The organism is Sphingomonas bacterium (genome assembly GCF_903642285.1).
Taxonomy (GTDB): Bacteria; Pseudomonadota; Alphaproteobacteria; order Sphingomonadales; family Sphingomonadaceae; genus Sphingomonas.
This window is the reverse complement of the sequence record NZ_CAHJWJ010000004.1, coordinates 115,241-132,955: the sequence shown is the minus strand read 5'-3', so window position 1 is coordinate 132,955 and position 17,715 is coordinate 115,241. Positions and strand designations below refer to the sequence as shown.

Below are 17,715 nucleotides of genomic sequence, written 5' to 3'. Positions count from 1 at the left end.
GTCTCCGCTCGCGTCGATCCGGCGCGGACGAAAACCCCGGCGGTCGATCCGCCGGGGTTTTTCGTCATATGGTCAATGTGCGCCGCTCAGACTTGCGGCGTTCGCTGCTTGGGTCTCGGCGTCCGTCGAGGATGCGAATACCGGCTGGGGCGGGTTGCGGCTGTCGACCGCGTCGTTCGTCACGACCACGGTCGTTCCCACATCGGTGATCGCGAACAATTTTTTGGCGAACGCCATCGGCACGCGGATGCAGCCATGCGACGCGGGGAAGCCGGGATTGTTGCCCGCATGGATCGCCACCCCGTCCCAGGTCAGCCGCTGCATGAACGGCATGCGCGCCGCATTGTACAGGTTGGACCGGTGATCCACGTCCTTCTGCAGGATCGTGTAACTGCCCGTCGGCGTGTCCTTCCCGTCCCGGCCCGACGAGATCGCCGAGGCGGCGACCAATCGCTGGCCGCGATAGACGAAGGCCTGTTGCGTGCCCAGGCTGACGACGATGCTGACGGCTTCGCTGCTGCCGGTGTCGTTCCACACGAACTGATTGGCGGACAATGCCGCGGCGGCGGTCTCGACCGCGTCCGCGCTGCCGGTCGCGGCCGATGCCTGTATCGGCCCGGCCGCGAACGCCATCGAAGCGATTCCGAGCGCGATTGAAAAGTGCCGCATTGACCTTCCCTTCCGGATGGATCGATTCGTTTCCTGCCAAACGCGCGACCGGCAATTGCGTGCCATCCGCGACGAAGCGTTCGCCGAACGCGGCGAAACCCGGGAACGAGGTCGCAAGCGACGGATAACGCGGCAGAAAGTTCAGCACTCCTGCGCTATACGCGGTGTGGGGGATCAATCGGGCTTTCGGGAATTTCGATGATCGATCATGATTCGGTACGGTCGCGGCGTGCCTTGCTGCGGGGCGGTCTGTCGTTGACGGGCGCGTTGATGGTATCGGGACCGCTTTCGGCTGCCCACCGGATCACCGCACGCGATCTCCGTCCCCTGTCGCAACCGCCGATCCCCAATGCGGGGGTGATGCAACCGGTGGTGACCACATCGCCGCGGGTCGTCCGCCCCGATGTGTTCCGCCATGCGCTCGCCGCGCTCGATCGGCACGGCGACGCGGTCCAGCACCGCGACCGGATCGCGATCGCCGATTTCGCCGCGTCGTCGGCGCAGGCCCGGTTCCATCTCGTCGATCTGCAAAACGGGCACAGCACCTCGTTCCTGGTCGCGCATGGCAGCGGATCGGATCCGACGCATACCGGTTTCCTGAAGCGTTTCTCGAACGATCCCGGCTCGAACGCGTCGTCGGAAGGCAGCTTCCTGACCGCGGATTATTATGTCGGCAAACATGGCCGGTCGCAGCGGCTGATCGGGCTCGATCCGACCAACAGCAACGCGCTGTCGCGTGCCATCGTCGTGCATTCGGCCTGGTATTCGAACCCCGACATGCTCCGTACCCACGGGATGCTCGGTCGAAGCCAGGGATGTTTCGCGGTCGGCGAGGGCGACCTGGATCAGGTGTTCGCGCGGCTCGGGGCCGGGCGGATGATTTTTTCCACGAAAGCCTGACCGCGGCGACCGCCGCCGACCATCGCCGACCACATCAGCGCATCGATGCCCGCATAGCCCAGACCCAGATGGTCGGGCCGGACCGCCAGTACCTCGTGCAGGCGGACGCTCCCCGTCCGCAGCGCGGCGCGCCCGATGCCGGCCCAGCGGCGCGCGGTCTCCCAGCGGATCAGCCGCAGGTCCGTCGCGTCGCAGGGGTGCGACGCCAGGAACGCCGTCTGCAGCGTCGCGATCCCGTTGCCGAGCATCCACAAGGTCGCGCGGTCGGGGACGGGCTGCTTGCCCATATTGTGCCGGACCAGCAGCGCTGCGATCGTGTCCGCACGGTCGCCCAGGATCGGGCGGTGAACGTCCGCCAGCGCGGTGGTGGCGCTGGCGTGCATCAGCGTCGCATAGCGTTTCGACATCCCGCCGGGATGCTGGCGATACGCGAGCAGCACATCGTCGATCCGCGCGAGGCCGCCGGCCTGCTGGATGCGGTGATACAGGTTGAAGTCCTCGGCGCAGGACAGATCGGGCCGGGTGAAGGGGGACAGCGCGCGCGCCGCGTCGCCGCGCATCATCACCGACGACCAGACGAGCGGATTTTCGATCCACGACAACCAGGTGACGAGCGCCGGCGTGGTGATCGGCGCATAGGTGGGCGGACGCAGCGTATCCCCGTACAGATTGTCGGCATTGGCCCCGACCAGCACGATTTGCGGGTGCGCGTCCAGATAGGCGACCTGTCGCGCCAGCCGGTCGGGCCGACAGAGATCGTCCTGATCGAGCCCCGCGATAAACCGGCCGCGCGCTTCGGCGACCGCGCGGTTGCGCGCGTTGACCGGTCCGCCGTTTTCGGGGAGCGCGATCAGGCGGATTCGCGCATCGGGCCAGGCGGCGACGATGTCGCGGGTATCGTCGGTCGATCGATCGTCGACGACCAGCAATTCGAAATCGCCGAAGCTCTGCGCCGATACGCTCGCCAGCGTCGGCGGCAGCAACGCCGCGCCGTTATACGCCGCCATGACGATGCTGACCGCGGGATCGGCGGTGGGATCGGCGGCGGGACGGGCGGCGGGCGCGGTCATGCGGCGGCCCGCGCCTTTTGGCCGAGGATCTGCTCGATGATCATCGATCCGACATCGTTCTGCCACAGCCACAGCCCGTTGGCCTGACCGCTGAAGCTCGCCTCGCCGCCCAGGCTGCCCCAGGGGACGAACCCGGCGGCCAGACCGATGCCGTACAATCCCGGGATCGCCGTGCCGTCGGCGGCGCGCACGCGGCAATGCGGGTCGACCATCGCACCGCCCGCCGTGGCGGCGAGCGCGATCGGCGTGCCGTCCTCGCCATGCACCGGCAGCGCGTGGGGGCGATAACCGAGCGCGGCGATGACCAGATCGGCATCGCGGATCACCGCGCGTGACGCCGCATCCTCGTCGCCCGTGATCCGGTGAAGCGTGACTCGCGGATCGGGCGTGCGGCCATCGACGCCGAGCATCCGCAGGACCAGGTCGCGCGCCTCCAGCCGGAAACCGCCCAGCCGGTAGACGAAACCCGAGACGGGGCAGACATCGTCCGGTCCGAAATCGGTGAACCCTTCCGCCAGTGCCGCCTCGGCGGAAGGGTAGAAGGGTCGCAGTGGGCGGCGATGCAGCAACGTGACCGCGTTCGCACCAAGCGGCAGTGGAGGGTTGCCCTTCAAAAGCAGCGCGATCGTGGTCAATGCGCTCGTCGATCCGCCGACGACGGCGATGCGCGGCGCGCGGCACGTCGAGACGAGATCGGCGACACGCGCGAACCCGCCGACCGAAAGGACTTCGTCGGATTGCAACAACCGGCCATTCGCCAGGTCGATCAGGGGTGCGCCACCGACCTGCTGCGCCGCCAGCCGGTCGATCGGCTGGTGACCACCGGTGGCGATGACGACGTTGCGCGCCAATTGGTCGATCTCAAGCCCGTCGGCCGCCCGTTTCAGCCGGACATTCCACAGTCCGTCACCGCGGCGTTCGGCGCGCAAGGCCACATGACCCGTCAGCACGCTGCCGCCGGCATCGCGGACGATCCCGGTCAGCGCCGCGCCGGTGGCGCGAAGGAACGGCCCGATCTCGACCAGCGGCACGCCGATCGCCCCGCCCGGCCCGCCGGGCGGCACCCCGCAATGCGCCGCTACCGCGCGCGCCGCGGGATGGTCGGCGAGTGCGGCGATGTCGGGATGCGGATTACCCTCGACCGCGGTCAGAAAGGTCTGCGCGGTGGAATCGGAGGTGATCGCGAACTGACCAAGCCGACCGCCGCCGATCGCATCGTCGCGGTCGACCACCACCAGGCCGGCGCGCGCCAGATCGGCCAGCCGGCCGTTCTTCGCCGCCGCGGTCAGCAGCGCGGTGCCCGCCGGGCCGCCGCCGACGACGACGAGTCCGGCGATCCTTGGTGCAGCGACGCTCGCCGGGCGGCGCGTTTGTACGGCCCGGATCGCGCGATGAAGCGCGGACGTGATTCGCGCGACATCGTCGATCGACATCGCATCGGTGATCGGCAGCGACAGCATGCGGCCTGCGACATCGTCCGCGACCGGGGTCGGCTCGATCAGCGCGGTGCGGCAGAACCAGGGCTGCTGACCGAGATGCGGGCTGAAATAGCGGCCCGACCCGATGCCAGCGCCGGCCAACGCGGCGTCGACGGCATCACGGCGGTCGGCGATATCGCCCGGCAACAGCACCGGCATGAACTGCGTCGCCCGACGTCGCCCGGCGACGTGTTGCAAGGTCAGATCGCCGAGTTGCGCGCGGTACGTCGCCTCCAGCAGCGCGCGGTGCGCCGCGGTCGCGTCCAGTCCGTCCAGCTTCGCGCGTGCCAGGACCGCGATGACCTCGGGCAGTTTCGCATTGATGCCGGGCAGTGTCGCGCTGCGCCCGCTTTCGAATCCGAAATTCGTCATCGCGCGCAGCCGTGCGATCCGTGCCGCGTCGGCGCAGTGGATCAGGCCACCCTCGGCGACCGCGAAGGTCTTGGTCGCATGCATCGAATGGACGACCGCGAATGGCGCGTCGGTGCCGAACGCGGTGCCGTCGTCGGCGATCGTGCCGAGCGACGCCGCGGCGTCCACGACGATCCCGACGCCGTAATCGCGGGCGTAGCGGCGATATCGATCGATATCGATGGCGTTGCCGAACGTCGCATAGGGGATGACGACGCCGATCCGCGCACCGTAATGACGAAGCAGCCGTTCCTCCTCCGCCGCGGCCGCGCTCCAGTCGTCCGGATCGACATCGCAGATCAGCGGCGTCAGTCCGGTCCACGCCGCGGCCTGTGCGGTCGCCGCGAAGGTCAGCGCGGGCATCAGCGCGAGCGTCCCGGGTCTGGCGTCGAACCCGGTCGCTTCGCGGATCGCGATCATCAGCCCGAGCGTCGCGTTGGCGACCGCCAGGCATGCGCCGCGACCGCCGAACAATCGCGCCGTGATCGCCGCTTCGAACCCGCGGACCTCGGGCCCGCCATTGCTGTAGATGCCGGACGCCTCGATCCGCTTGAGCGCGGCGACATGATCGCTCAGTCGCGGCGGATTGGGTGCGATCAGGGGCAGCGGCTTTGGCATCGACATTCCATATTCGGCGCGGATCGTCGCCTTATGGAATGGTTCCTCCTAAGATGCGGTTACGCCGCTTTATCGCACCCCCGCCGCCGCCAGTTCCGTCTGCGCCGCCGCGAATTGCGCCGCGAAAGCGGGCTTCGCCATCAGCCGCTCGGCAACCGTGATGCCAAGCGCCTCGCCGGCGGTCACGTCGCTTCGCCAATGCTGTTCGCACACGATCCGGCTCTGACCGTACCGCGCGGCGCGCGCCATGATCGGCTGGGCCTTGGCGGGAACCAGCTTTGCGAGCGTCGCACCCATCGAGAACGCCATCGTCGTGTGGCCGCTCGGATAGCTCGACAGCGGTTCGTCGCTGCGTTCGCAGGTCTTCAGATCGGCGTCGATGATCCAGGGGCGGGGACGCTTGAATTCGTCCTTGCCGCGATTGGCCGCGTCCTTCTCGGCGGTGCGCACGATCGCCATCAGCCTCGTCGTCTGCGGCAGCTTCGCCAGATCGAACCCGGGGCCGATCGCCTCGGTGAAGATGCTGGCGTTCTTGGTCTCGCTATCCGACTTGGCCGCCGTCACATCGGTGGCGGTACGGGCGCGCTCGACGGCGAGGAGTTCGGCGAGTTCGGCCTTCGCCTGGACGCTGTCCGCAACGGGCGGCGGCGGCAGGAATGTCGCCGGGTCCAGATCGGCCGCGGTCAGCATCGACGCCTCCTTGGGCACCTTCGCCGTGCTCTTGGCGGTCGCGGCGAAGGCGAGCAGCCCGGTCGCGGCGATCATGATCGTTATGCGCATCAGAACACCACCGTGATATCGCCGGTGAATTGCCGGCCGGTCTGGAACATATACTGGTCGTACGGGAAGACGCTGTTCACCCCGCTCGTCCCCGTGGCGGCCTTGCCCTGGCTGATACTGGTCACGCGGGTCGAGTCGAGCAGATTATAGATCTCCAGCCCGAACCGGATGTGTCGCCGGAACTCGTAGCTCGTCGCCAGGATCGCCGTGTTGTAGCCGTTCGATTGATAGGTCGGGCTATTGTAGCTGTCATAGGTGCCGGCCGGAACGGTCCCCACCGGCGTGATGAAATACTGGTGACCCACCCATTTGTCGATCAACGAGAAGCGGATCGGGCCGTTCTTGTAGAGGACTCCGCCCGCAGCGGTCCATTCGGGTGCCTTGGCGACCTGCTGCTGCGGCTGTCCGGGATTGTCGGTCTTCGCATAGTTGCGCGACCCGTTGGCGAACAGCGCGAAGCCGCGGGGCAACGCGTAGGTGATCTCGCCTTCGAGCCCCTTGTACGTCACCGCCCCCGAGTTGATGTAGATGACGCCGACGCCCGGCGTCGGCGAGGTGAAGGAGTTGAACTTGTTCGTGAAATCGATCTTGTAGCCGTCGAAGTCGAGGCTGAGGTTCTGGCCGTGATAGACGACACCCGCCTGGTAATTGGTCGAACGTTCCGGCGCGACGGTCGATAGCGTCGGGTTGGCGACATACAGCACGGTGAGCGGCGGCGCGAGGAAGCCCTTTGCAAACTCGGCATAGGCGGAAAATTTCGGCGTGATCGCATAGTTGATCTGCGCGAACGGCAGGTCGGCCGCATACGTGTTCTGCTGCGTCTGCGCGTACCGCGTCGTCTGATTGTACAGCGCGTCGATCTTGCGTTCGAAATCGACATGCTTGTAGCCCGGCGTGATCGTCAGTCCTTCGATCGGCCGCAGTTCGAGTTCGACGAATTCCTCGGTATGGTTCGTGTGGCTCTTCTGGTCGAACTTGATGTTCGCCGGTGTGACCGCGCCTGTCAGGGGGTTCGTGACGGCTTTCTCGACATAGTTGGGCGACAGGTCGATCAGGTTCACATCGCGCTGCTGGCGATAGGTGTTCGAGAATTCGAGCCATGCGCCCGCCGTCAGCGTGCCGAAGCCGAAATCGAGCCGCGTCTTGGCGATATCGCCGAACACCCGGTATTTGTTCGTCTTGGTGTACCCCGGAACGCCCCCGAGCACCGCCTTGCCGCCCTGCGTCGGCGTCGTGACGTTCGCCGCAGTCACGGCGGCGGCGATCTGCGCAGCCGTGGTCGCGGTCGGCGTCGCCGTGCCGTAGATGGTGACGTCGTTGCCGCTCAGCGTCTCGTTGTCGTAGCTATAGGTATAGGCACGATTCTCGAACGTCGAGTGCGGCGCAAGATCGGCTTCGAACTTGACGATCTCGAAGTCGGTGGTCTTGTGGGTGTAGTTGTACTTATAGTAATCCTGCGTATTCGGATCGTTGTTCAGGCTGAAGTATTTGCCGTAGAGCGCCGTCTGCCCCAGTGTCACGCCGTCATTGTCCGGCTGGTTGAAGCTGTTCTCATTATACGTGCCGAGCAGCGTCAGCCGCGCATGCGGGCCGACCGGGATGACGATCTTTCCGAACACGTTGTTCGAATAGAAGGGGCTGTAGGTCCGCGCGCCGTCCGATCCGATATGCTGCGCGCTGAACACCATTTCGGTGCCGCCCAGCTTGTCGATCGCGCCCGTCTGCGCGACGCCGCGCAGGAGATACGTGTTGTAGGTGCCGTAGGTGCCCTTCAGCTCCACCCCCGGGTTCTCGCGGGTTTCACGACTGAAGAGATTGATGTTGCCGCCGAACGTCGCCTGGCCGAGCTGGCTGGCGTTCCCGGGACCGCGATCGACGACGAGCGTCTCGATCGTGTTCGACGGGAAGAAGGTGTTCGAATGATGCGTCGGATCGTTGGTGTCGCCGAACGGCACGCCGTCATAGGTGACGTTGTATTCGCCGTCCTGGAAGCCCCGGATCTGCGCCTTCGATTCCGAAAGGCCGACGCCGTTCGCGGCACCCGTGTTCGACACGCTCGGGCTGATGAGCGCGATCTGGTTGAAGTCCGCGGACGCCGGCAGCGAATCCTCGATGAAGGACCGGCTGATGATCGACTGCGGCTGCTTTTCCTGCAGCGACGCGGTGACGGGCGCGATCTCGTTGGCGCGGGTCGCGGTCACGACGATGTCCGAACCTTCGGCGATGCCCGTCGTCTGCGTCTGCGGGTCCCCGCTGGCGGCCGCCGGGAGGGGCGGGGCGGCATCCTTCGCAGCTACCGGCTTGTCGAGCGCCGAAGCGAGCGCCGGATCGGCGAGCGCACACAGCGCCAGGACGCTGGCACCCATGGCAAGGCCACGAGCATGCGCCCGGATATGACACGTCTTCATCTTCGCTTCCCCCACGCCAATCCTGCTGGCGAAGCGCTACGGCCGCAGCGTGACAGTTCTGTTGCGATTCCGCGTCGGAACAAAGATTGACGATTTGTAAACGACGACCGGATCGGACGATCGATACCAGGCGATGTAAGGCCGTAGGCTTAGTAGCCGATACCCGTTGCCTGCGCGGGGCGGGGCATATCGTGACGCTCGCGGCGAACGGCCGCGACGTGTTGGCTCAGGCGATGGACGACGGCTATGACGCGATCGTGGTCGATCGGATGTTGCCGGCTGGGGGGACGTGATGCGCGGTTTGGCTTTGCTACCGGCGGTCGCACTCCTGTCGGGATGCGCGACCTACCGCGCGTCGCCGCTCGGATCGGCGGACGCGGTGCTTGCGCCGTCCGATCCCGCGATCGTTTCCGTCGATGCGGCGCGGATCGACCGGCCGTATCTGACCGCGCAACCGATCGACCTTTCGCAGCCGCTGACCCCAAATGCGCTGGCGGTGTTGGCGGTTCTGGAGAACCCCGACCTGAAGGCGCTACGGATGAAGGGCGGGGTGACGAGCGCGCAGGCCTTCGCCGCGCGGCTGATCCCCGATCCGACCGCGGCCGGGACGTTCGACAAGCGCATCTCGGGACCCGATCCGCTCAATGGCTTCGGCGGTCAGATCGGGTTCGACCTCGGCCAGCTCAGGCTCGCGCGTGCGACGCGTGCGGCGGGGAAGGCGAGCAAGCGGCAGGTGCGGCTGGATTACGCCTGGGCGGAATGGCAGGCGGCGGGACAGGCGCGGTTGCTGGGCGTTCGTATCCTCGCGCTGACACAGCAGGCCGGCATCGCGCGGTTCAGTGCGGCGGCGGCGGAGCGGCTGTTCCAGGCGGTAGGCCGGGCGGCGGGGCGGGGCGACCTGGCGGCGGGCGATCTGGACGCGCGGCGGCAGGCGGCACTCGACAGCGCCGACAAGGCGCGGGCGGCGGAACGCGACCTGACGGCCGCACGCGGCGAACTGAGCAAGCTGCTTGGGTTGCCGCCGGAAACGATGCTGATCCTCGCCCCCGCCGGTCCGGCGCCGGTCCCGCCCGCCGCATCCGTGCTGACCGCGCAGGCGATCGACCGCAGGCTCGATCTCCAGGCGTTGCGTCAGGGCTATGCGGCGTCGGAGGCGGACCTGCACAAACAAGTGCTCGACCAGTTCCCGAACCTGTCGCTGCAGCTGGCGGGGGCGCGCGATACGGCGGGCAATTACACCACGGGGCCGACCGTCGGCTTCGCGCTGCCGCTGTGGAACCGTAACCGCGGCGGGATCGCCGTCGCCACCGCGACCCGCGCGCAACTGAAGGCCGAATATGACGCGCGACTGTTCCAGACGCGCGCGGATATCGGCACCGCGGTCGCGGCGTTGACGGTCGTCCGGCGGCAGCGCGGGGCGCTGGTCGATCAATTGCCGACGCTCCGGCAATATGCGGACGCCACGAAGCGCGCCGCCGATCGCGGTGATCTGGCACCCGCGACCGCCGACGCGGCGGCGCAGGCGATCCGCGACCGGCAATTGACGCTGTCGCAACTGGATCAGCAGATCGCCGAACAGACGATCGCCCTCGAACTGCTGTCGGGTGGCCCCAGCGAAGGATGGACACGATGAAGCCGTTCGCCCTGATTGCGCTCCCGTTAATGCTGGCGGGTTGTGGCAGCGCGGAAACCCCCGACGCCGCGGAGAAAGCCAAGCCGACCGCAATGGTGCGCGTGGCGAGCGCGGTAACCGGCGCGCGGAGCGATTCGGTGGTGGCTTACGGGACCACCGAAGCCGGTCCGTCCGCGGACCATGCGATCGTCGCGCCGGCAGAGGCGATCGTCGCCCGCGTCGCGGCACCGACCGGAACCGCGGTCGCCGCCGGTCAGGCGATCGTCGTGCTGCGCCCCAGCCCGGGCTCGCGCACCGCCCTCGCCAGGGCGGCGAGCGACGTCCAGGTCGCGGACGCCGCCTATGCCCGCGCGCTGCGGCTGCGCAGCGACGGGCTGATCGCGAATGCCGATGTCGAGACCGCTAAGGCCGCGGCGGCGACGGCGCACTCTACTCAGACCAATCTCGGTCTGTCCGGCAACGGCACGACGCTGCGTGCGCCGGTGGCGGGTACGGTGGCCGGGCTGACCGCCAACCCGGGGGATCAGCTCGCGGCTGGCGCGGTGATCGCGTCGATCGTCGGGCGCGGCGATCTGCGCGCGCGCATCGGCGTCGATCCCGCGGTGGCGCTTCGCATCCGGCCCGGCATGGCGATCGCGATCCAGGCCATGAATGGCGGTGCGTCGGTGACGGTACCGGTCGTTGGCGTCGATCCGCAAGTCGATGCGACCACCCGGCTGGCATCGGTGTTCGTGCGCGTTCCGCCTGCCGCGGGGCTGTCCGCGGGGCAGCCGGTGCGTGCCACGCTGAGCATCGGGGCGACGACGACCGGCATCGCGGTCCCCTATGCGGCGTTGCTCGACGATGGTGGCCGGACCTATGTCTTCGTCGTGCGCGGCGGGGTGGCGTCGCGCGTCGCGGTCGTCACCGGCAATGGCGGCGGCGACACGGTGCAGATCCTGAAGGGGATCAACCCCGGCGACCGGGTCGTGATCGAAGGCGGCACCGCGCTCGACGACGGGATGAAGGTCCGGGTGCAGTGAAGGAGGCGCTGATCCGGCACCAGCGATCGATCTGCCTCGCGGTCATTCTGGTGACCCTCGCGGGGCTGGTCGCGGCGACGCGGCTGCCGGTCAGCCTGTTCCCGCATATCGACTATCCGCGCGTCGTCGTCTCGATCGATGCGGGCGAGCGCGATCCGGAGCAGATGGCGGCGCAGATCACCCGCCCGGCGGAGATCGCGCTTCGCGGCATCCCCGGCGTCACCCAAATCCGGTCGACGACCAGCCGCGGTTCGGCGGAGGTGCAGCTCGGGTTCGACTGGGGCGAGGACATGGTCGCCGCCACGCTCGCGACGCAGGCCGCGCTTGCGGCCCTCACCCCCGACCTGCCGCCGGGGATCCGGTTCGGCGTGCGGCGATCGGATCCGACGATCTTCCCGGTGTTCGGGCTGTCGTTGACGTCCACCAAGCGAAGCGGCGTCGAACTGGCGCAGATCGCGCAAACCACCCTGCGGCCGGTATTGTCCTCCGTAAACGGTGTCGCCGGGGTCGACATATTGGGCGGTGCGGCACCCGAGATCGCAGTAACGATCGATCCCGCGAGGATGCAGGCGCTGGGCATCGCGGTCACCGACGTCAACACCGCGCTCGCCAGCGCCAACACCGTCGCCGCGGTCGGCCGGATCGAGGATCGCCACCGGCTGTACCTCGCGCTGGTCGAGAACCGGGTGACGACCGAAGCCGATATCGCAGCGATCCCGGTCAAGGCGGCGGCGACGGCAGGGGCGGGCGTCGTGACGCTTGGCCAGATCGCGACCGTCCGGCGCGGTGCGGCCCCCGCCTGGACGCGGGTGACCGCGAACGGGCAGAATGCGGTGCTGGTCAACATCCGCCAGACGCCGACCGCGGACGCGGTCGGGCTGGTCCGGTCGGTCGGCGATGCGCTGAAGGCCGTGGCGCTGCCGGCGGACGTGAAGGTGAGCCCGTTCTACGACCAATCCGAGCTGGTAACCGGCGCGGCGACATCGGTGCGCGATTCGATCCTGCTCGGCGCGGTGCTGGCGGGGCTGGTGCTGTTCCTGTTCCTTCGCAGTTGGCGGCTGATGGCGATTACTGCGGTACTGCTGCCCGCGGTGCTGGCGGCGACGTGCCTCGCGCTCATGGTGCTCGAGATGAGCTTCAACATGATGACGCTCGGCGGCATGGCGGCGGCGGTCGGGCTGGTGGTCGACGATGCGGTCGTGATGCTGGAGCATCTGATGCGTCGCCTGCAGGAGGCGGATCGCGAAGACCGGCCACGGCCGTCGATGCTGGCGGCGGCACGCGAGATGGCGAAACCGCTGTACGGATCGACCGCGGCGACGATCGTCGTGTTCCTGCCGCTGGCGTTCATCACCGGGGTCACCGGCGGCTTCTTCAAGGCGCTTGCGGTCACGATGGTCGCGGCGCTGACCGTGTCGTTGCTCTATGCGCGGTTCGTGCTGCCCGTAATTGCCGAACGCTGGCTGACGAACAAGGACGCGGAAGCCTCCGAGAAGGGCGACCGGGTCACCGCCGCGCTGGAGCGCCGCTACGCGAGGGCGGCGACATGGGCGTTCGCGCGGCCCGGGCCGGTCGCCGCGATCGGTGCCGCGATCCTCGTCGCGCTTGGCGGGATCGCGTGGACGCATCTGCAATCCGGCTTCATGCCGGCGATGGACGAGGGCGGGTTCATTCTGGATTACAAGGCGAAACCCGGCGCGGCGTTGACCGACACCGATCGGCTGCTCCGCCAGGTCGAGGCGATCGTGCAGGCGACGCCCGAGGTGACCAGCTATTCCAGGCGGACCGGGCTGCAACTGGGCGGCGGGCTGAGCGAGGCGGACGAGGGCGACTTCTTCATCCGGTTGAAGACCGGATCGCGCCGCCCGATCGACGAGGTGATGGCGCAGATTCGCCAGAAGGTACAATCGCAGGTTCCCGGCCTGGAGATCGAGACCGCGCAGTTGATGGAGGATCTGATCGGCGATCTGACCGCGGTGCCGCAGCCGATCGAGGTCAAATTGTTCGGCGACGATCCCGCGCTGATCGAGGCGTCGACCGCGAAGGTCGTGGAGGCGATCGGCAAGGTGCCGGGTGTGGTCGAGGTCGCGAGCGGACTGCGCGTCGCGGGCGATGCGATCACGATCCATGTCGACCGCGCCGCCGCGGCGATGGCGGGGCTCGATCCCGATATTATCGCCAGGCAGGTCGACGCCGAGGTCGGCGGCGTGGTCGCGACGTCGGTGCTCGCGGGCGAGCGCTCGATCGACGTCCGGGTCCGCGTGCCGCAGGACTTGCGCACCCGGGCGAGCGAACTCGCCGCGCTGACCGTTCGCGCCGCCGATGGTCGTGCCGTGCCGCTGCGCGCGGTTGCCACGGTCGGCATCGCGGCCGGCCAGCGCCAGATCACGCGCGAGGGGCTGGCCCCGTTCATCGCGGCCACCGGGCGGCTGGAGGGCACCGATCTCGGCACCGCGATGACCGGGGTGCGCGCCGCGGTCGCCGGGCTTCGCCTGCCGCCCGCGGTCCGCGTGGAATATGGCGGGCTGTATCAGCAGCAGACCCGGTCGTTCCACGATCTGGCGACGGTGTTCGTCGCGGCGCTGCTGCTGTCCGCGCTGCTGCTGACCCTGCTCTACGAACGCTGGGCCTATACCGCGGCGGTCGTCGCGACGGTGCTGCTGTCGATCGCGGCGGTGTTCGTCGGGCTGTGGATCACGGGCACCGAACTCGACATCTCCGCGCTGATGGGCCTGACGATGGTCGTCGGCATGCTGACCGAGCTTGCGATCTTCTACCTCGCCGAACTGCCCGACGGCACCGTCATCGACGCGTCCGCCCTGCTGGAGGCCGGCAGCAAGCGGCTGCGCCCGATCGTCATGTCCGCGATGATCGCGATCCTGACGCTCGCCCCGCTCGCGCTCGGCATCGGTCGCGGGTCGGGACTGCAGAAGCCGCTCGCGACCGCGATCATCTTCGGGCTTGCGATCGGTGCGCCGCTGGTGCTGACGCTGTTGCCGATGCTGGTGCTGGCGTTCGGCGGCGGGTCTCGCGCACGATCCCAGCGGGTGGCCGGGGCGCCATAGCGAGGCGGGATCGTCCGGTCGTACAGCCCCTTCGTTCCTGCGGGAGGTCTGCCCGGCACCGGTCGGCCACGAAACACCCGCCGATAATGGGCGGCCACAAGATCGGTTCCGCGCAATCCTGCGGTGCCGCGGCTGTTGTTCCGCCGCCGGTCGCGGTATCGTCGGGCGATATACGAGGACCATCTGATGACCCGTCTGCTTGCGTACGCCCTGCTGGCCGCCACCGCCGCCGCCCTGATCGGCGCGACGCCATCGCGGACGGCGCGTTATTCGGTGGCCGGTTCGATCGCGGGCCCCGATGGCGGCTGGGACTATGCCAGCGTCGACGCGACGACGGGCCAGGTCTATGTCGCGCGCAGCACCGGCGTCACCGTGATCGATCCTGCGCATCCTGCGGCCGTGCGATCGATCGGCACCGTCGTGCGCGGCCATTCGGTCGTCCCGATGCCCGACCGGAACCTGCTGCTCGTGACGAGCGGCGGCGACGACACCGTGCGGCTGATCGACCCTGCCGACGGGCGCGAGGTCGCCCGCATCCCGGTCGATCACAGTCCGGACGCGGCGTTCTACGATGTGGTTCATCACCGTGCTGCGGTGATGAATGCGAAGTCGGGAACCGTGTCGGTCATCGACGTCCCGACGCGCAAGGTCGTGCGGACGATCGCGCTGAAGCCGGGCCTCGAATTCGGCCAGGCGGGTCCCGGCGATACGCTGTTCGTCAACAACGAGGATGCGAACGAGATCGAGACCGCGAACCTGGCGACGGGTGCGGTCGGCCCCGCGATCGCGCTCCCGGGCTGCGAGGGGCCGTCGGGCCTCGCCTATGACGCGCGCCGCCACTGGCTGATTAGCGCGTGCGCGAACGCGAAGGCGGCCGTCATCGACGCGGACACGCGGCGTGAGGTGGCGTTGCTGGACATCGGCCAGGGCGCGGATGCGGTGATCCTGGATGCCCGCGCGCGGCTCGCCTTCATTCCGTGCGGCAGGAGCGGTTCGCTGACGATGATCGCGCTGGCGTCCGCGGTTCCGACGGTGGTCGCGACGATCCCGACCGAACCGGGCGCGCGGACCGGTGCCGTCGATCCGCGCACCGGCACGCTCTACCTGCCGACCGCACGCTTCTCGCCACCGCTGACGACCGGCGGTCGTCGCCCCGTGGCACAGACCGGCAGCTTCCACGTGCTGGTGGTGAAAGCCGGCGGCTGATACGCGCCGGTTGTTGCGGTCGGCCTGCGATTTCTGAACGGCTGGATGTTTGATCCCGGCTTTGATGGTGCACTATTCACCGTCGGCTGGAAGGAAGCGCTATGGGCCAGGTAATTTACGGGGTGCCGCAACGACTGAGGCAGTCCGCCGAGCGATACAGCATGGTCAAGCGAGCTTGAGGGTGCTGGCCAAGCGCCACGGCATCAACCAGAAGACCGTCGCCAAATGGAAGCGGCGAACCTCGACCGCCGATCTGCCGACCGGACCCAAGGTCGCCAGGTCGACCGTCCTGTCGATCGAGGAAGAGGCGGCGAACGTGGCTCGAAGAGCCAAACCGCTTCACATCAAATCTTTCCAATTCAAAAGTCGGCAGAGCCTGACTGCGGAGCATCGCGCTGCTTTACGGGATGGGATTTCGATGACCCTCGACGAAGCGACGGCGCGACGATTCGTGTCCCTGACGCTAGCGCATCTGGACAGGCGCTGGCCGTTCAAGCTTGATCTGATCCTGACCGGCCCTCAGGATCTGGTCGCGCCCGACGAACTGCACCCGATTTTCCATGGCAGTTTCGACTGGCACAGCTGCGTTCATGGCTGGTGGCAGGTCATGCGCCTCGCGCGGCGTTTCCCCGACATGCCGGAGGCCGCCGTGATCCGCTAACGCGTTCCTCGCTTTACCGAAAGCTGTGGTCGATTGATGATCGTACCGCCAAAACGGTCTCCATCAGAACACCACGACGCTGCGGATGCTCTCGCCGGCATGCATCAGGTCGAAGCCCTTGTTGATATCTTCGAGCGGCAGGACGTGCGTGATCATCGGGTCGATCTCGATTTTGCCGTTCATGTACCAGTCGACGATCTTCGGAACGTCGGTCCGCCCCTTGGCCCCGCCGAACGCCGTCCCGCGCCAGTTGCGGCCCGTGACGAGCTGGAACGGTCGCGTTGCGATCTCCTTGCCGGCCTCGGCGACCCCGATGACGATCGACGTACCCCAACCGCGGTGGCACGCTTCCAGGGCCGTACGCATCACCTCGGTGTTGCCCGTGCAGTCGAAGGTGAAGTCCGCGCCGCCGTCGGTCAGCGCCAGGATGGCCGCGACCATATCGTCGCGCGATTTGCCGCGCGCATCGATAAAGTCGGTCAGTCCGAAGCGGCGACCCCATTCCTCGCGGTCCGGATTGATGTCGACGCCGATGATCCTGTTCGCGCCGGCCATGCGCGCGCCTTGCAACACGTTGAGCCCGATCCCGCCCAAACCGAAAACCACGATATTGTCGCCGACCTGCACCTTCGCCGTGTTGACCACCGCGCCCACACCGGTCGTCACCCCGCAGCCGACATAGCACGTGCTGTTGAACGGCGCGTCCTCGCGGATCTTGGCGACGGCGATTTCGGGTAGCACGGTGAAGTTCGAAAAGGTCGAGCAGCCCATGTAATGGAAGATCGGCCGGCCGTCGTAGCGGAAGCGCGTCGTGCCGTCGGGCATCAGCCCCTTGCCCTGCGTGGCGCGGATCGCGGTGCACAGGTTGGTCTTGCCGCTGAGGCACGACTTACATTGACGGCATTCGGGGGTGTAGAGCGGGATGACGTGATCGCCGACCGCGACGCTGGTCACCCCAGTTCCGACTTCGCGCACGATCCCGGCACCTTCATGCCCCAGCACGCTGGGAAACAGGCCTTCGGAGTCGAATCCGTCGAGCGTGTACGCATCGGTGTGGCAAATGCCCGTCGCCATGATCTCGACCAGCACCTCGCCGGCCTTTGGCCCTTCAAGATCGAGTTCGACGATTTCGAGCGGCCGCTTGGCTTCGAACGCGACGGCGGCACGGGTTTTCATATCGGGTCAATCCTCCTGAGCGGCACGCATAGCATGCTACGGGCAGGCGGCATCTGCGAATTGGGGCCTGACGTCCAGGGGCGATTCGCGATAGTATCCGACCGACGGTATCGATCCGCCGTCGCCCAAGTGGCCGCACGGCCGCGTCCGGTGAGGCGTCGTCGACATCCGGCGCAAGGGTCGTGGAGCGCGACAAACATATGACGGTGCTCATCTACATCGGCGCGGCGCTCGCCGAGATTGCGGGGTGCTTCTCTTTCTGGGCCTGGGCGCGGTTGGGTCGGTCCGTCTTCTGGCTGGCACCCGGCTGCGCGGCACTCGGGACGTTCGCCTATCTGCTCGCATTGGTCGATACGACGCAGGCCGGCCGCGCATATGCCGCCTATGGCGGCGTATATATCGTCGCCGCCCTGTGCTGGATGTGGATCGTCGAAGGCACCCGCCCGGACAGAGGGGACCTGATCGGCGCGCTGCTCTGCCTGGTAGGCGCTGGCGTCATCCTGCTGTCGCCGCACCGGGCTGCCGGGACGGCTCTCAGGCCGACGCAGCGCGAACACGCTCCAAACGCGAAATAACGACATCGATCTGTTCCAGGCCAAAGACCAGCCCGCGCAATCC

General features: G+C 67.7%; 12 protein-coding genes and 2 pseudogenes. 8 read left to right on the top strand and 6 right to left on the bottom strand.

The window, feature by feature from the left end; translation table 11 throughout:
- Positions 1-72 precede the first annotated feature (72 nt).
- A complete protein-coding gene (locus HUU99_RS03615) occupies positions 73-669 on the bottom strand; it encodes a L,D-transpeptidase family protein (RefSeq protein WP_174285207.1) in 597 nt (198 codons plus the stop codon).
- Between the two features lie 198 nt (positions 670-867).
- On the opposite strand from HUU99_RS03615, the gene HUU99_RS03610 reads away from it, so the two are divergent.
- A complete protein-coding gene (locus HUU99_RS03610; protein ID WP_174285206.1) occupies positions 868-1,569 on the top strand; it encodes a murein L,D-transpeptidase catalytic domain family protein in 702 nt (233 codons plus the stop codon).
- Here HUU99_RS03610 and HUU99_RS03605 read toward each other — a convergent pair.
- From HUU99_RS03605 to HUU99_RS03590, 4 genes are all read right to left on the bottom strand, one after another.
- Positions 1,515-2,639 carry a glycosyltransferase family 2 protein gene (locus HUU99_RS03605; protein ID WP_174285205.1) on the bottom strand — a complete coding sequence of 375 codons (1,125 nt, stop codon included), beginning with the start codon at positions 2,637-2,639 and terminating at the stop codon, positions 1,515-1,517. The genes HUU99_RS03610 and HUU99_RS03605 overlap by 55 nt on opposite strands.
- Positions 2,636-5,146 carry a DegT/DnrJ/EryC1/StrS family aminotransferase gene (locus HUU99_RS03600; protein ID WP_174285241.1) on the bottom strand — a complete coding sequence of 837 codons (2,511 nt, stop codon included), beginning with the start codon at positions 5,144-5,146 and terminating at the stop codon, positions 2,636-2,638. The genes HUU99_RS03605 and HUU99_RS03600 overlap by 4 nt, the downstream gene beginning before the upstream one ends.
- Positions 5,147-5,215: 69 nt before the next feature.
- Positions 5,216-5,926, bottom strand: a complete 711-nt coding sequence (locus HUU99_RS15465; RefSeq protein WP_254602899.1) for a phosphatase PAP2 family protein — start codon at positions 5,924-5,926, stop codon at positions 5,216-5,218.
- The gene (locus tag HUU99_RS03590) at positions 5,926-8,334 is read right to left on the bottom strand and encodes a TonB-dependent receptor (RefSeq protein ID WP_254602898.1); all 2,409 of its coding nucleotides are present in this window, start codon (positions 8,332-8,334) and stop codon (positions 5,926-5,928) included. The genes HUU99_RS15465 and HUU99_RS03590 overlap by 1 nt, the downstream gene beginning before the upstream one ends.
- A 292-nt stretch (positions 8,335-8,626) precedes the next feature.
- On the opposite strand from HUU99_RS03590, the gene HUU99_RS03585 reads away from it, so the two are divergent.
- The 6 genes and pseudogenes from HUU99_RS03585 to HUU99_RS03560 all read left to right on the top strand — a co-directional run.
- On the top strand, positions 8,627-9,967 hold the full coding sequence (locus tag HUU99_RS03585; RefSeq protein WP_174285204.1) for a TolC family protein: 1,341 nt from the start codon (positions 8,627-8,629) through the stop codon (positions 9,965-9,967).
- On the top strand, positions 9,964-10,989 hold the full coding sequence (locus HUU99_RS03580) for an efflux RND transporter periplasmic adaptor subunit (RefSeq protein WP_174285203.1): 1,026 nt from the start codon (positions 9,964-9,966) through the stop codon (positions 10,987-10,989). Before HUU99_RS03585 ends, HUU99_RS03580 begins: the two co-directional genes overlap by 4 nt.
- On the top strand, positions 10,986-14,054 hold the full coding sequence (locus HUU99_RS03575; protein WP_174285202.1) for an efflux RND transporter permease subunit: 3,069 nt from the start codon (positions 10,986-10,988) through the stop codon (positions 14,052-14,054). Before HUU99_RS03580 ends, HUU99_RS03575 begins: the two co-directional genes overlap by 4 nt.
- 186 nt (positions 14,055-14,240) lie before the next feature.
- On the top strand, positions 14,241-15,260 hold the full coding sequence (locus HUU99_RS03570) for a YncE family protein (protein WP_174285201.1): 1,020 nt from the start codon (positions 14,241-14,243) through the stop codon (positions 15,258-15,260).
- Positions 15,261-15,361: 101 nt separating this feature from the next.
- A pseudogene (locus HUU99_RS03565) lies at positions 15,362-15,589 on the top strand (helix-turn-helix domain-containing protein); the annotation flags it as partial.
- An 89-nt stretch (positions 15,590-15,678) separates the two neighbouring features.
- A pseudogene (locus HUU99_RS03560) lies at positions 15,679-15,918 on the top strand (DUF2891 family protein); the annotation flags it as partial.
- Between the two features lie 66 nt (positions 15,919-15,984).
- Here the strand turns inward: HUU99_RS03560 and HUU99_RS03555 are convergent.
- Positions 15,985-17,097: an S-(hydroxymethyl)glutathione dehydrogenase/class III alcohol dehydrogenase gene (locus tag HUU99_RS03555; RefSeq protein ID WP_174285200.1), complete on the bottom strand. Its 1,113-nt coding sequence runs from the start codon at positions 17,095-17,097 to the stop codon at positions 15,985-15,987.
- A 200-nt stretch (positions 17,098-17,297) separates the two neighbouring features.
- On the opposite strand from HUU99_RS03555, the gene HUU99_RS03550 reads away from it, so the two are divergent.
- The gene (locus HUU99_RS03550) at positions 17,298-17,672 is read left to right on the top strand and encodes a YnfA family protein (protein WP_174285199.1); all 375 of its coding nucleotides are present in this window, start codon (positions 17,298-17,300) and stop codon (positions 17,670-17,672) included.
- The last annotated feature ends 43 nt before the right edge of the window (positions 17,673-17,715 follow it).